The sequence below is a fragment of the Devosia sp. MC532 genome (assembly GCF_016461625.1).
In the GTDB taxonomy this organism is placed as follows: Bacteria; Pseudomonadota; Alphaproteobacteria; order Rhizobiales; family Devosiaceae; genus Devosia.
Genome location: NZ_JAEMNZ010000003.1, coordinates 177,787 through 192,962 on the forward strand (window position 1 = coordinate 177,787; position 15,176 = coordinate 192,962).

Genomic DNA, 15,176 nt, shown 5'->3' on the forward strand with positions numbered 1-15,176 from the left:
CTGAATAATCAGGAGAAATCAATGCACCCCATCACCATCATCCTCACCGAAGGTTTTTCGGATTGGGAGATTGCGCTCATCAGTGGGGCAGGGCGTCTCTTTTTCGCGGCAGACATCCGCTTTGTATCGCCAAATGGTGGCAAGCTGACCTCGGCGGGCGGAATGCTTGTCGCCGATACCGGCAAGCTCGACGTTTGCTCGGAGGGCGTTTTGGTCGTCTGCGGCGGGACAATTTGGGATGCGCCTGATGCGCCTGACATCTCCCCAGTTCTGCTGGCCAGCAAAGCGGCGGGCGCCACCATTGCCGCCATTTGTGGCGGTACGCTCCCTGCGGCCCGTGCAGGCTTGCTGAACGCTATCCCACACACCTCCAATGGCGACGGCTATCTCGCGGCTCTGGTGCCGGCCTATGCCGGTGCGCAGCACTACATCGCCCAGACCAAGGCTATCGCTGCTGATGGTGTCATCACCGCAGCTGGAACGGCACCCGTGAGCTTTGCCGCTGAAGTCTTTGCGGCGGCCGGCTTGCCGCCAGAAGCCGTTGCGCAGTTCTTGGCTATGCTGGGCGCCGAACATCACGCCTAACGCATAAAAAAAAGCCCGCTTCGGGAGGCGAAGCGGGCCCTATTTTTGCCGGCGACAGTGACTACGGTAAGGGCGCCACCAGCAAATCTAGATAGGACGGTTAGTTGACAACCGTCACACGCGCACCGACCGGCACGCGCGAATACAAGTCGATAATGTCTTGGTTCATCAGGCGGATACAGCCCGAAGAGACATTGGTACCAATGGTATAGGGCTCGGTCGTCCCGTGAATACGGAACAGCGTGTCCGCCCCATTGCGATAGAGATAAAGCGCACGCGGACCAAGCGGATTGGTCGGGCCCGGAGGCATGCCACCGGCGTATGGACCATAACGATCAGGTTCACGACGGATCATGGATTGAGTGGGTGTCCAACGGGGCCAAGCAGCCTTGCGGCCGATCGTGGCATTGCCGCGGAACACCAAGGCTTCGTCCTTGCCGACGCCGATGCCGTAACGCAGGGCGCGGTTGTTTTCCATGACGAGGTAGAGGTAATGCGCTGGCGTGTCGATAACGATCGTGCCCGGACGCTCGGAGGTGAAATACTCCACTTCCTGGCGCCACCACTTGGGGTCGACGCGACGCAGGTCCATGGCTTCCACCGGATGTGGCTCGTCATAGAGAGGGCCGTACATGCGGACATAATAGGGGTCGAAAGTGGGCTCAACCACCTTAGGCTGACGTGTTGTTGTACACGCTGTCAGCGCAGTGGCGGAAATCCCGATCAGGAACAGACGGCGAGAAAGCAACTCGGAACCTCAATCAAAACGGGGGGTGTTGAGAATGTGGCGAGGGATCCCGCCTTCGACACTACCCATACCTTTGCTTACCTTAACATGGCACCAATGCGGCGGTTCCGTGTCGCAAAAATCCCAATCCTGCAAATGTTGCTCAAAAAGCACATGCGTACTGAGGCTAAAAGAAAAAGGCCAGCAGAGCCGGCCTTCTTCAAATTGGTGATGGAAAATTTAGCTGAAATTATTCAGCCGAATCATCCTTGGCAGCGGCCACGATTTCCTGACCTGTTGCCTGATCGACAACCTTCATGGAGAGGCGAACCTTACCGCGTTCGTCAAAGCCCAGAAGCTTGACCCAAACCTTGTCGCCTTCCTTGACCACATCGGTGGTCTTGGCAACGCGCTGGTCGGCCAGCTGGGAGATGTGCACGAGGCCATCCTTGGCGCCGAAGAAGTTCACGAATGCACCAAAGTCAGCGGTCTTAACGACAGTACCCTGGTAGATTGCGTTCACTTCTGGCTCGTCGGTGATCGAGCGGATCCACTTGATCGCAGCGTCGATCTGCGAACCTTCCGAAGACGAAACCTTTACGGTGCCGTCGTCTTCGATGTTGATCTTCGCGCCGGTCTTTTCCACGATTTCGCGGATAACCTTGCCACCGGTGCCGATCACTTCACGGATCTTGTCGGTTGGGATCTTGAGGGTTTCAATGCGCGGAGCAAATTCACCGACTTCACCACGGCTCTGGCTCAGGGCCTTGCCCATTTCGCCCAGAATGTGGATGCGGCCGTCCTTAGCCTGCGCCAGAGCGGTCTTCATGATCTCTTCGGTGATACCGGCGATCTTGATGTCCATCTGCAGCGAGGTGATGCCTTCTTCGGTCCCTGCGACCTTGAAGTCCATGTCGCCGAGGTGATCTTCGTCACCCAGAATGTCCGAAAGAACGGCGTACTTGTCGCCTTCCAGGATCAGCCCCATGGCGATACCGGCCACTGGACGCTTCATTGGAACGCCAGCGTCCATCAGTGCGAGCGAGGTGCCGCAAACGGTTGCCATCGAGGACGAGCCGTTCGATTCGGTGATCTCGGACACGATACGGATGGTGTATGGGAATTCTTCCAGCGATGGGCGGATCGGGTTGATCGCGCGCCAAGCCAGCTTGCCGTGACCGATTTCGCGACGGCCTGGGGAGCCCATACGACCAGCTTCACCTACCGAATATGGAGGGAAGTTGTAGTGCAGGAGGAAGTTTTCCTTGCGGGTGCCTTCGAGGCTGTCGATGAACTGTTCGTCATCGGCAGTACCGAGGGTTGCAACAACCAGCGCCTGAGTTTCACCGCGGGTGAACACAGCCGAACCGTGGGTGCGTGGCAGGATACCAACTTCGGAAACGATCGAGCGAACGGTCTTGGTGTCACGGCCGTCGATACGGCTGCCGGTGTCCAGAATGTTCCAACGAACGATCTTGGCCTGCAGGTTGTGAACGACTTCGCCGAGCGCTTCCTTGGACACTTCGCCAGCTTCGATCTTGGCAGCAAAAGCTTCCTTGACCTTGGTGTTGGCAGCGGCAACCGCAGCGTAGCGTGCAGCCTTTTCAGTGATCTGGTAAGCAGCGCGCAGGTCAGCTTCAGCAATCGTCAGAACTTCAGCTTCGAGAGCCGAGAAATCTGGCGGCGTGAATTCGCGTGGTTCCTTGGCAGCAAGTTCAGCCAGCTTGATGATCGCTTCGATCACCTGAGCCGATGCCTTGTGACCGAACATCACTGCGCCGAGCATGATTTCTTCCGAAAGCTCCTGAGCTTCCGATTCAACCATCAGAACGGCGTCCTGGGTGCCAGCCATGACGAGGTCAAGCTTGCTGTCCGCACGACGATCAACTGGCAGGTTCAGAACATATTCGCCATCGACATAACCAACGCGCGCAGCGCCGATTGGGCCCATGAACGGAACGCCGGAGATGGTCAGAGCAGCAGAAGCTGCGACCATGGCGAGCACGTCTGGGTTGTTTTCCATGTCGTGCTGGAGAACGGTGATGACGACCTGAGTTTCGAACTTGTAGCCATCTGGGAACAGTGGGCGGATCGGACGGTCGATGAGGCGCGAAACCAGGGTTTCGTTCTCGCTCGGACGGCCTTCACGCTTGAAGTAACCGCCTGGGATCTTGCCCGCGGCGAAGTACTTTTCCTGGTAGTTGACGGTCAGAGGGAAGAAGTCCTGGCCGGGCTTTGCGGTCTTAGCGCTTACCACGGTCGCGAGAACAACGGTTTCGCCCAGCGAGGCAATGACTGCACCGTCAGCCTGGCGAGCCATCTTACCGGTCTCGAGCGTAAGCGGCTGGCCGCCCCAGTTCAGCTCGACCTTGTGGTGGTCAAAATTGATCGACATGACTTGTCTTTCTGTTTTGCGGCAGAGCGGGAACGCGCGTGAGGCCTTCACGAGCGAACTCTACCGATGTGCCCGCACTGATGATGCACCCCATGTGCATGTCAGCTCAAAATCAGGCACTGGTTCTGTTGGCGGGTCAGAACATGGACAAGACAACGAGCAACTCCTCAGCGGAAGTGGCTGGTAATCCTGCCATGCTCCGGCATCGCCGGCCTAAAAGCACTTTCCGCCATATTGCGGGAGTTTGCTCTAAACTGCCCCGGAAAAGGGCAACCGGCGCGAGAGTTGCCTCACGCGCCGGAAGTTTTTTAGCGACGCAGGCCGAGCTTTTCGATCAGCGACTGGTAGCGCGCGCCGTCAACCTTCTTGAGGTAGTCGAGCAGGCTACGACGGGTCGAAACGAGCTTGAGAAGACCACGACGGGAGTGGTTGTCCTTCTTGTGGCCCTTGAAGTGTTCGGTGAGGTTCGCAATGCGTTCAGACAGAATCGCAACCTGCACTTCCGGCGAACCGGTGTCGTTTGCAGTGGTTGCGTATTCCTTGATGAGTTCTGCCTTGCGTTCTGCAGTAATCGACATCAGCTGTTCCTTTTCAGTTAGGAAAGTGGACGCCCCAACCAGGATGTCGTCCAGGTAGGGCCATGAAGGCAGGCCGTCTTGTCATGCAACAAGCCGCCAGCTGGGCGGACCTATAGGGCAAATAGGCCCAAAACACCAGAATTTATTGGGCTGCCAGCTGCTCCTCGGGTCGTGCCGCCGCAAAGGACGGGTCGAGTGCGGTGAGGGGGACATGAAATTGCCACTCAACCCCATCGGGATGCGCGATTCTTTCCACTTTTGCTCCCAGGGCTCCACCCACCATGGTGCGCAACACAATGGTGCCAAAGCCAGATCGGTCGGTCATCACCAGTTCCGAGCGCAGATACTCACGCCAGCGGATAAACAGCATGGAGTCTTTAATATCCCAGCTCAGCTTGAGCCGCCCACTTGGCTCATAAAAAGCGCCATAGCGCGTGGCATTGGTCGACAGCTCATGCAGCGCCATGCCCAAAATCTGCGCCCCTTGCGGGTTGATGCGCACCTCAGGCCCATCAATGGTCACGCGGTCCGCGTCGGGTGGCAGGAAAGGCCCCAATTGCTGGTCGACCAGTTCACTTAACATCACCCCAGCCCGACCATTGGCCAAGAGCAGGTCGGTCGAGCGCGCCAGACCCAAAATGCGTTTCTCAAGAGTCTGCACATAGGTGGGCAGATCGGTAGAGCCCCGCGCCGTTTGTTTGGCCATGGCGGCGATAACGGCCATTTGGTTCTTTGAGCGATGCGCCAATTCACGCATCAGGAAACGAATGTCGCGCTCGGCGGTTTGCCGTTGCTCAGAGGCGACCGCCAGCGTTTTCGACACCTCGGCAATTTCAGCAACAGGATAAGAGCGCGGATAGACCGTTTCGCCATGCCCAAGGCGTCTCGCGTCAACACTGAGCCCCTTGACCGAATGACGGATACGGCCAGCGATCAAAAAGGCGACGCCGGTTGAGGTCGCGGCGATGACGAGGGCCCAGATGGCCAATTGTTGCAGCGAGTCGGCCAGTGGCTTTTGCACATTGGCGGCGGAGGCCCACGCGACGATACGCCAGCCCGTGAGAGGCGAGCGCCACAGCACGCTCACCACATCTTCGCCGTCGTAGACCTCGCGTGAAAACCGCTCGTCGGGCAAATTGGATTGGTCTTGGCGCAGTGGCAGCGTCTCTGCGACCTCAAGGCCCGCGTCCAAGGTTGACGCCATCACCGCGTTGTTAAGGTCGATCAGGGCCGCGTGCCAGCCCTCGGGCAATTGGCGTGATTGCAGTGCTGGCGCAAGATCATCTGAATTTTGCGCCAGTCCCAAAAGCGCAACGCTTTCAGTCGTCTGGACAGGCAGCCACACACTGAACACATGCCGCCGCGAGGCGGCGCCCATGAAGAGGTTGGAAATCGCTGGGCGCCCGGTTTCGAGCGCCAAGGCTGCCGTCACCGGGTCGGCGGTTTTCGGCAGCTTTGTGCCAAAGGGCATGCGCGTGTTCAAAATCTGGTTGAACTCGTCGTCCGTGGCCAGAAGATATGTGCTCGTTCCCTGCAGCGCTTGGGTGGCGCGGGCGTGGAAGTTGATCAGGTCTTCGTCCTGCATGGCCTGTGTGGCGGCTAGAACGCGCAAAGTGGTCGCCATGCCAGCAACTTCACGGTCCACCGAATAGCCCATGGCCTGCACAGTGGCATTGATCAGTGTGTTGACCACAGCTTGTTGGGTATCGTTGCCGCGATTGATCAGCACGACCGAGACAGCAAAGGCGGGAATGAGGATCACCAGCACCAATGCATAGAGATAGGTGGCGATCGAGTGACCGCGATGGAATTTACCGAGCTTGGGCACTTTGTGTACCCCGGCGATTGCCATCCGATTATAGCCCCTGCATCAACTTAGTGTACGACGATCTGAACGCCTGCGCGCCAGCCTTGTTCCAAAACCACGCTTCGGATTACTCGCCTAACGCTATTGTCGTCGACCCATCGGCTAACCAACACCGTATATATACGCCGGAAATCAAACGATTAGTGCGAAGTGCAGACTGTGCCTGCTTGCAATAATCAGTACTTCTCTAACCGAGATAACCCGCAACTCGGCGTTCGGTTGCAGAGGCATGGCATGAATTGTTTGGCTCTGCTAAAGAGCCACCATGACCCAGACTATGATCCCGAGCGCACCCAAGCGGGTGTTCATCAAGACTTATGGCTGTCAGATGAATGTCTATGACAGCGATCGCATGGCCGACGCCTTGGCGCCGCACGGTTATACGCCGACGCAAGAGCTTGCTGAGGCCGATCTGGTGCTGCTCAACACTTGTCACATCCGCGAAAAAGCCTCGGAAAAGGTCTTCTCCGAACTTGGTCGCCTGCGTGAATTGCAGGATGAAAAGCGCGCCGCTGGCAGCGATATGATGATCGGTGTTGCCGGTTGCGTGGCGCAGGCCGAGGGCGAAGAAATTGCCCGCCGCGCGCCCGTGGTCGATCTGGTCTTTGGTCCGCAGGCTTACCACCGCCTGCCTGAAATGCTCTCGCAGGTCGAATCGCGCAAGCATCTGCACCCCTCGCTCAAGCGCGCCGTCATCGACACTGACTTCCCCGAAGAAGATAAGTTCGCGCATCTTCCTGCTGCCAAAAAAGAAGTGATGGTTGCGCGCGGCCTCACCGCTTTCCTTACTGTGCAGGAAGGCTGCGATAAGTTCTGCTCCTTCTGCGTTGTGCCCTATACGCGTGGCGCTGAAGTGTCCCGTCCGGTCTCCCAGGTGCTCGACGAAGCCCGTCGTCTGGTCGACGCCGGCGTCAAGGAAATCACCCTGCTGGGCCAGAACGTCAACGCCTACCACGGCACCGATGCCGCGGGTCGCGATGTGGGCCTTGGCGCACTGGTCTATCTCCTCGCCGAAATTTCTGGCCTTGAGCGTCTGCGCTACACCACCAGCCATCCCCGCGACATGGACGATGCGCTGATCAATGCGCACCGTGATCTGCCGCTTCTCATGCCGTACTTGCACCTGCCGGTTCAGTCCGGTTCGGATCGCATTTTGAAGGCGATGAACCGCAAGCACACGCGCGATGAATATCTCGCGCTCATTGAGCGCATCAAAACGGCGCGCCCAGACATGGCGATGTCCGGCGACTTTATCGTCGGCTTCCCCGGTGAAACCGATCAGGATTTCGAGGACACTCTCGATATCATCCGCCAGACCAATTACGCCTCGGCCTATTCGTTCAAATACTCGACCCGTCCCGGCACGCCGGGCGCAAATCTGGGCGATCAAATCGCCGAAGAGGTCAAAACCGAGCGCCTCCATCGCCTGCAAGAGCTGGTCAATCAGCAGACCACCGACTTCCACGCCTCCATGATCGGCAAAACTCTGCCGGTTCTTATCGAGCGTGTTGGTCGTCAGGCCGGTCAGATTGGCGGTCGCTCGCCCTATCTGCAAGCGGTTCACCTCGATGGCAGCCCAGATCTCATCGGCAATATCCATCAGGTCGAGATCATCGGCACTATGACCAATTCGCTCGTCGGGCGCTTGGCCCAAAGCTAGTCCTCTATTCTCTCCCCGCTCGCGGTGGCTCTCACCTCTCCCCAGCGGGGAGAGGTCGACCAGCGGCCGGGTGAGGGGGGCTTAGGCGCGCCGCGCAAACGCAAGTTTCGCCAAGTGTCAGCCCTTGCTTTGAGATAAAACTGTCACCAAATACTTGAAGACAGCGAACGCAAATTCACCTAGCGTCGTTATGTGTTGGCGACGCAGCCCGCGGCGCCTCCTTTGGGAGCCGAGAAAGTTTGAGCAGGCATTTGTCACCATCAGCAGATAACGCCCTCGCATCACAACTCGAACTCGCCTTTGACGATAATCGCCTTGCTTCACAGCTCTATGGTGATTTCGACCAAAACCTCGCCCTCGTTGAACAACGTCTTGCCGTCACGGCCACGCCGCGCGGCAATCATGTGTTGCTCAAGGGCGCAGCGTCTAAGGTTGATCAGGCGCGTCGCGTGTTGGAATCTCTTTACGCCGGTCTTGAAGAAGGTCGCCGCGCCGATATTGGCGATGTCGATGCGGTCATCCGCATGATCGAGACCGAAGACAGCCAGCTCACGCTGCCGTCCTTGGAAAAGAAGGGCAAGGTGCGCATGGCGCAGATTGCCACGCGCAAATCCACCATCGTTGCCCGAACCCCAGCGCAAGACGCCTATATGCGCGCCATGGAGCGCAGCGAATTGGTTTTTGGTGTCGGCCCTGCCGGTACCGGTAAAACCTATCTCGCCGTCGCCCACGCTGCCTCTCTTCTTGAGCGCGGCGACATCAATCGCATCATCCTCTCGCGCCCGGCGGTGGAAGCGGGCGAACGCCTCGGCTTCTTGCCCGGCGATATGAAGGATAAGGTCGATCCTTATCTGCGCCCGCTCTATGACGCGCTGCACGATATGATGAAGCCTGAAAACGTCGAGCGCTGCATTGCCTCGGGCATTATTGAAGTTGCCCCGCTCGCCTTCATGCGCGGTCGTACGCTGTCCAATGCCGTCGTCATTCTCGACGAAGCGCAAAACACCACATCGATGCAGATGAAGATGTTCCTCACGCGTTTGGGTGAGAACTCTAAGATGATCGTCACTGGCGATCCGACACAGGTCGATCTACCGCGTGGTGAAAAATCGGGCCTCGTGGAAGCAGTTCACCTCCTCGACGGTGTGGAAGGCGTTCACATTTCCCGCTTTGGTGACAAGGATGTGGTTCGCCATGCGCTTGTCGGCCGCATCGTCCGGGCCTATGAGGCTGATACTGCGCGCCGTCTGGCCAAGCAGAATGCTGCCGAAGGACAATCGAACTGACTACTCTGCCTCTTGAAGTGGCCATCATCCGCAATGCGGATGGTTGGCCAGACCATTTTGACGAACTCGCTGAAAAGGCGGTGTTTGCGGCCCTCGCTGGCGCCAAAGCGCGCCTCAAAGGGCCTGCCGAAATATCTGTTGTTTTCACCGATGATGAAGAACAACGAGAATTAAACGCCGAGTGGCGTGGCAAAGACTCCTCGACAAATGTTCTCAGTTTTCCGCAAATCGAGCCATTTGGGCCGGTCTTCGGTATTTTGGGTGACATTACGCTGGCGCGAGAAACTCTTGAGTTAGAAGCAAAAGATCTGGGCAAGAGCCTCGAAGATCATTTCACCCACCTAATGGTGCATGGATTTCTGCATATTTTGGGTTATGATCACATCGAGGAAGAGGAAGCTCTTCAAATGGAACGGTTGGAAACCCAGATATTGGCCCGGCTCGGTATTGCCGATCCTTACGCCGATTAAAGGTGATGCAACCCATTTTTGGATGGGCCATTTCGTCCGAAGGTAACAGAAGCCGCATATGCGGCAGGCATGATGAACGACAGCGACAGTAAAAACGCCTCGCGGGTGGCAGATAACCCTGAACCTCCTTCTAGTACCGCCTCCGCTTCACGGGGGCCTAACTTGTGGAGCCGCCTTAAGGGCCTTATGCCCCTGAAGTCGGTCTCGTTGCGCGACGACTTACAAGTCGCGTTAGAGGAGCCGAGAACCGCCGACGCTGGCGATTTCTCGGATAGTGAGCGCGTTATTCTCCAGAACGTGCTCAAGCTTTCAAAAGTCTCTGTGGACGACGTCATGGTCGAACGCTCGGATATCCATGCGGTATCGGGCGATATCAACCTGGGCACGCTCTTGGCCAAGTTCCGCCAAGTGGGTCACTCCCGTCTGCCGGTCTACGAGGAAGGCTTGGACGATATTAAGGGCTTCATCCACATCAAGGACGCTCTGGCCAAAATCACTGAGCCAGTGAGTGATCCGGAAAAAGATGTCCCGGTTAAGCTTTTGTCCGCAGCGCTCAAAACGCGCATCGATAAGCTCGGCATTATGCGCTCGGCCATGTTTGTGCCGACCTTTATGCCCGCAGCCGATCTCTTGCAGTCCATGCGCGCCAGCCGTACCCACATGGCCATCGTCGTCGATGAATACGGCGGCACTGATGGTCTGGTGACCATTGAAGATCTGCTCGAAGCCGTCGTTGGCGAGATCGAAGACGAACACGACGTTGCCGAGGCCGCTTTGATTCGTCGCGTCGGTGATGATCTCTTCATCGCCAATGCCCGTGCCGAATTGGAAGATGTGCGTAAGCTCATTGGCCCCGATTTCGACCCCGTCGAATATGCCGAAGCGGTGGACACCATTGGTGGCCTCGTTTTCGATATTGCCGGTCACGTTCCCAAGCGTGGCGAACGCGTGTCGGGTAATGGTCCGCTCGAAGGCTTTGAGTTTGAAATTCTGGCGGCCGACAGCCGTCGTATCAAACGCCTACGCATTCGCCGCAAGCGCGCCGATGATGCGCCAGAACCTCTGGCCATCACCGACCAGCGCCCCGCCGAAGAAAAAATGGCAGCGGAATAATCTTAAAGGCAGCCCCCGGGCTGCCTTTTCTTTTGGCGATTAAGTCGCCCCCATCACCAGCCCAGTCCCTCCCCCGCCTTCGGGGGAGGTTAGGTGGGGGTATTTAAGCCTCGCGCAACATCGCCTCCCTCCCCCTTGAGGGGAGGGACCGAGGGTGGGGGGATAAAACAAAAAAAGGGGCAGCCCAAGCCGCCCCCTTCCCAAAATCCAAAACCTCAAAAATTATCGCGTGGCCCACTCTAGCAAACTCGCGAGCCCCACAAACGGCACCCCAGCCCGCTCCGACAGCCCCGAAGCGCATGTCGACACAGTGGAAACACCCACGGTGCAATTTGCCGGAACATCATTCTTCACCCGGCGCGTTGCGTGTTCATTCAACTCAGGAATGAACAGCCCCTTGTCACCCGCATAACCGCAGCAGGTAATCGAGCTCAAAACCGCCAGTTTTTCGGCACACGCTTGTGCCACAGTTTCCGTCGCTGGCTGTTCGGCCAAGCGCTGCGCCGAGCAATTGTGATGCACGGCAACCACCGGCAAACGCTGCGTAATCGTCAATCGCGGCAGCACATGGCTGACGAGATACTGCGCACTATCGGCAACTGGCGCCTCTCCCGGAAACTCCTTGAGATGCTTGGCGCAGGTGGAGGCGTCCGTCACTACATTGAGCTCCCCGCCATGCGAGAGGCGGGATAGCTCCTCGTTGAGCGCACCGCCCACGCGTTTGGCTTCCTCAGGGAAACCCTTGGATTGGAACGGCTGACCACAGCATTGCCCGGTGAGTTTTTCCGGAACGACAACCTCGAAACCGGCGCGCTCCAGCAGTGCCATCATGGCGTCCTGCGTCGAGAGGAAACCATGTTCGGTTTTCGGCGCACCAAACATGCGGCTTGGGCAGGCTGGGAAATAGACGATCTTTTCCCGTGCTGGCTGGGTGATCGGAACCGGGAAGCCCGTGTTGCGCGGGTCTTGCCGATTGTCCCGCGCCTTTGGCGTTCCCGTGCCGTGATGCAGCGCCCGCGACACGCGCGGAATGCGGTTGCCGGTCAGTTTACGCGCCGTATCGGTTATGGCTTCCACGGCACGGCTCGGCACGACGGCGCGCGCGCCATCGGCCACGGCAAGGCCGACCCGCATCCCCGTTTCGATTGTCGCCAGATTGCCCGCAACAAATTTGGCGACGGAATGGGCCGTGCCGCCACGACGCCGGGCGCGTTCGCCCATCACCATAGTGCCGGTTTCAATGCCGACAGGGCAGCGCAGCGCGCAAAGATTGCATCCCGCGCAGGTGTCGAGCCCGGCATATTGGAAGTCCGCCTCGAACTTTTCCAATCGTGCCGGATCTTCCCCACTCACCCGCATCCGCGCCCGTTCGCGGGTCACCGCAATACGCTGGCGCGGGGTGAGCGTCAGATGGTGGCTTGGGCAGGCTGGTTCGCAGAACCCGCACTCAATACACATGTCCACGAGGCCATCGGCCTGTGGCATCAATTTGAGATGCTGCACATGCGCTTTCGGGTCAGCGTTGAGAATGACCCCAGGGTTCAGCATGGTTTCGGGATCAAAGATCGCCTTGATGTCCTGCATCAACCCATAGGCTTTTTTGCCCCAGGCAATCTCAACGAAGGGGGCAATCGCGCGCCCCGTGCCATGCTCGGCCTTGAGCGAGCCGTTGTAACGCACCGACACCAGATCCGAGAGCGCCTGATTAAACAGGTCAAACTTTTCCGCAGCGCCCGGCACGGCAAAATCATCGCCCATCAGGAAGTGCAGATTGCCCGCCAGCGCATGGCCGAAAATGATCGCATCTTCATAGCCGTGCTCGTCGAGCATCGCCCGAACATCGGTGACAAAATCCGCGAGCTTTTCAATTGGCGCAGCAATGTCTTCCGTCATTAGGGTGGTGCCCTGAGGACGGGTCGCCCCAGCCGTTGTGAAGAAGCCCTTGCGGATGTCCCAGAAGGCGTGGCTCAAATGTTGGTCGGTCGAGAAATTGAGATGCGTCGCCCCGTGCCGGGCTAGCAATTCCTCGGTTTTTTGCACCTCAGCAAACAGCGTTGCCTCGTCCGGCGCGGTGACATCGATCAGCACGGCAGGCGAATGCTCGGTCAGCCAAGGCAAAATGCTGGCCATTGCCGGCACGTGTTCCACCGTCGCCAAAGCGCGGCGCTCGATATATTCGGCGGCGTTGACGCCAACCGTCAGCTGCACCCCGCCATTGGCCATTTCGATAATGGCGCGACCAGCCGATTGCGCGTCGGGGAAGGGGATCATGCCCGTTGACTTAAACGGATGCTCGGGCACGGTGTTGTAAGTCACCTCGGAAACAAAGCCGAGCGTGCCTTCCGAACCCACCATGAGGTGGATGAGAATATCGAGCGGATCGTGATAGTCGACCAGCGCATTGAGCGAATAGCCGACCGTGTTCTTAATCCGGTATTTTTCGCGGATCAGCGCCACCAGCTCCGGATCATCCATCACCACATGGTGCAGAGAATGGATTTTCTCGAGCATTGCCGCATGGCTTTTACGGAAGGCGGCGCAGCTCTCCGCGTCCCCTGAGTCCAGCATGGTGCCATCGGTCAGAACGATGCGCAGGCGGTCCATGGTGTAATACGTGTTCTGCGCCACACCGCAGCACATGCCCGAGGAGTTATTGCTGACCACGCCGCCGATTTTTGCCGTGGCTTGGCTTGCCGGATCTGGGCCGATCTTTTTGTTAAAGGGCTTTAGCGCTTTGTTGGCTTCGGCCACGATCACCGCTGGCCCGAGCGTGATTTTCTCCGCGCCGGGGTGAATGGAGAGCTTTCGCCACCCGTCGCCCAAAACCGCCAGCACACCATCGGTGATGGCCTGGCCGGAGAGCGATGTTCCCGCCGCGCGGAAGGTCACGGGCAGGCCTTCAGCCCGCGCCGCTTTGTAGACCGCGCGCACATCATCTTCCGAATTGACGAAAACCACGACAGCCGGGATCAGGCGATAGCTGCTCGCGTCCCCGCTCCAAGCGTAGGTCATCAACGGGTCGGTGAAAATATTGCCCCGCACCTCGGATTTGAGACGCTGAGCCACCCGCTCGCCGGCGGCAAGGCGCTCGGGCGTGGGGGCTTGGGGTTGGGTGGAGTAGTTTGGGGCCTGGTACATAATTATAGCGCTAACATGTCAGAAGCACCCTGTGGAGGGTTTTCAATATTACCTTTGGTTTACGCCTCGCCGGTCCATGCGGGAAGTACGGCGTGGCACGCTTTGGTGATGCGTTCTATGAGTTCTTCTATGCGCTCTTCGCCGCGTCTCTCCCGCAGCACATAAATGCCGCTGATCGCGCGTCGCGGCTCGTCCGCTTGGTCCACCTCAAATAGCCCTTTGGCCTTGAGATCGTCGCACAGCACATTGGTGTGCAGCAATACGGCGTCGGTCGCCAAGGCGTAGTCAATGCAGGCCGCCAGTGAGTTCGATCGAAACGCAAACCGGGCGCGATCAAAGATCGTCTCCACCCGCGTGCGCCGCAGGGTTGGGTCGAGAAATCGCTCGTGCCGGCTTTCGGCAATGGCGGTCGTGACCAGCGCGAATTGGTCGATCTCGCTGGCCGATCGTGCCTGTCCCAAAAGCGGATGCCCTTCATGGGCGAAGAAGGCGTTGTAAACCTTAGCGAGGGGAATGAAATCTGTGCCCACCGATGGGCTCAATCCATCGATTTCATGGGCCAGAAACATCGAAATATCGCCTGAAAGCATTTGGTCGAGCAGCCGCAGCTGATTGCCTAAGCTCACCTGCACGGGCGATCGTGGAAATTCTTTTTCATAGTCGAGCACCATGTCGCGTAAAAACAGCGACCACCATGAATAGCCCGACCCGATCGACACCCCGCGCTGCACGCCCCGTTGCTGATCGCTGATCACCTTGAGAGTATTATCGTAGATGCGGCTCATCATCCGCGCGTTTTCATAAAGCGTTTCCCCGTAGCGGGTGAGCCTTACCCCGCGTGAGCTCCGCTCAAACAGCGCCGCGCCGATACTCTCTTCGAGCTTGCGCATGTTGAAGGTCAATGTCGGTTGTGTAATCAGCAGGTTTTGTGCCGCTCCAGACAGTGAACCGGCATCCGCAACTGCCATGAATTGGGTGAGTAGCTTATCCATCGCCTCCTCCGGCTATAGACTGTTTCTATAATACGCAGGAAATTTCGTAGTTTTCCTAGCGATTTTTTTGGGTCACTGTCTCCTTAATCTGACGCGGTCGAAGAGCCGCGCATGAGGGAGAGGAATTTCACCAATTCGTTCACATGGCCTGTCTGTGGAATTTCGCGCCTAGCGCGATTCTTCCATACAAGACATTGCCCAGCCGGATTTGGACGTGTAACGTTCGTAAATAGCTGGCAAGGCGCACAAAGCCTGCCCGATTATACCTCGGGCGGTGGCGAGCAAGGCAGAAACGGAAATGGGTTCGTTCTTCTTCATCTTGTAACCAGTTAGTGACTTAGCGACGGGAGGTCGCTGGTCATTCG

Annotated in this window: 10 protein-coding genes and 1 pseudogene; 5 read left to right on the top strand and 6 right to left on the bottom strand. The window is 58.0% G+C overall.

Annotated features, from left to right (window positions below; translation table 11 throughout):
• Positions 1-21: 21 nt before the first annotated feature.
• Positions 22-585, top strand: a complete 564-nt coding sequence (locus JHC09_RS05450; RefSeq protein WP_199531128.1) for a DJ-1/PfpI family protein — start codon at positions 22-24, stop codon at positions 583-585.
• A gap of 100 nt (positions 586-685) precedes the next feature.
• On the opposite strand, the gene JHC09_RS05455 is transcribed toward JHC09_RS05450, so the two are convergent.
• The 4 genes and pseudogenes from JHC09_RS05455 to JHC09_RS17160 all read right to left on the bottom strand — a co-directional run bounded on the left by JHC09_RS05455 (position 686) and on the right by JHC09_RS17160 (position 6,113).
• Positions 686-1,333 (bottom strand): L,D-transpeptidase, encoded by a 648-nt coding sequence (locus JHC09_RS05455; RefSeq protein ID WP_169194325.1) that lies wholly within the window; start codon positions 1,331-1,333, stop codon positions 686-688.
• A 229-nt stretch (positions 1,334-1,562) separates the two neighbouring features.
• Complete coding sequence (gene pnp, locus JHC09_RS05460; RefSeq protein WP_199531129.1) at positions 1,563-3,707, bottom strand: polyribonucleotide nucleotidyltransferase; 2,145 nt, start codon at positions 3,705-3,707, stop codon at positions 1,563-1,565.
• A 308-nt stretch (positions 3,708-4,015) separates the two neighbouring features.
• A pseudogene (gene rpsO, locus JHC09_RS05465) lies at positions 4,016-4,323 on the bottom strand (30S ribosomal protein S15).
• Positions 4,324-4,427: 104 nt separating this feature from the next.
• Positions 4,428-6,113 (bottom strand): sensor histidine kinase, encoded by a 1,686-nt coding sequence (locus JHC09_RS17160; protein ID WP_169194322.1) that lies wholly within the window; start codon positions 6,111-6,113, stop codon positions 4,428-4,430.
• Positions 6,114-6,417: 304 nt separating this feature from the next.
• Here JHC09_RS17160 and miaB point away from each other — a divergent pair, with 304 nt between their 5' ends.
• From miaB to JHC09_RS05490, 4 genes are all read left to right on the top strand, one after another.
• Positions 6,418-7,812, top strand: a complete 1,395-nt coding sequence (gene miaB / locus JHC09_RS05475) for a tRNA (N6-isopentenyl adenosine(37)-C2)-methylthiotransferase MiaB (protein ID WP_199531130.1) — start codon at positions 6,418-6,420, stop codon at positions 7,810-7,812.
• Positions 7,813-8,063: 251 nt separating this feature from the next.
• Positions 8,064-9,098, top strand: coding sequence for a PhoH family protein (locus tag JHC09_RS05480; protein ID WP_248305890.1), 1,035 nt, complete (start codon positions 8,064-8,066; stop codon positions 9,096-9,098).
• 17 nt (positions 9,099-9,115) lie between these two features.
• The gene (ybeY, locus tag JHC09_RS05485; protein WP_349236512.1) at positions 9,116-9,568 is read left to right on the top strand and encodes an rRNA maturation RNase YbeY; all 453 of its coding nucleotides are present in this window, start codon (positions 9,116-9,118) and stop codon (positions 9,566-9,568) included.
• A 186-nt stretch (positions 9,569-9,754) separates the two neighbouring features.
• Positions 9,755-10,681 (top strand): hemolysin family protein, encoded by a 927-nt coding sequence (locus JHC09_RS05490; protein ID WP_169194319.1) that lies wholly within the window; start codon positions 9,755-9,757, stop codon positions 10,679-10,681.
• Positions 10,682-10,903: 222 nt separating this feature from the next.
• Here the strand turns inward: JHC09_RS05490 and JHC09_RS05495 are convergent, their stop codons facing one another.
• Positions 10,904-13,819 (bottom strand): FAD-binding and (Fe-S)-binding domain-containing protein, encoded by a 2,916-nt coding sequence (locus tag JHC09_RS05495; protein ID WP_199531131.1) that lies wholly within the window; start codon positions 13,817-13,819, stop codon positions 10,904-10,906.
• Positions 13,820-13,878: 59 nt separating this feature from the next.
• On the bottom strand, positions 13,879-14,811 hold the full coding sequence (locus tag JHC09_RS05500) for a LysR family transcriptional regulator (RefSeq protein WP_199531132.1): 933 nt from the start codon (positions 14,809-14,811) through the stop codon (positions 13,879-13,881).
• Positions 14,812-15,176: the final 365 nt, after the last annotated feature.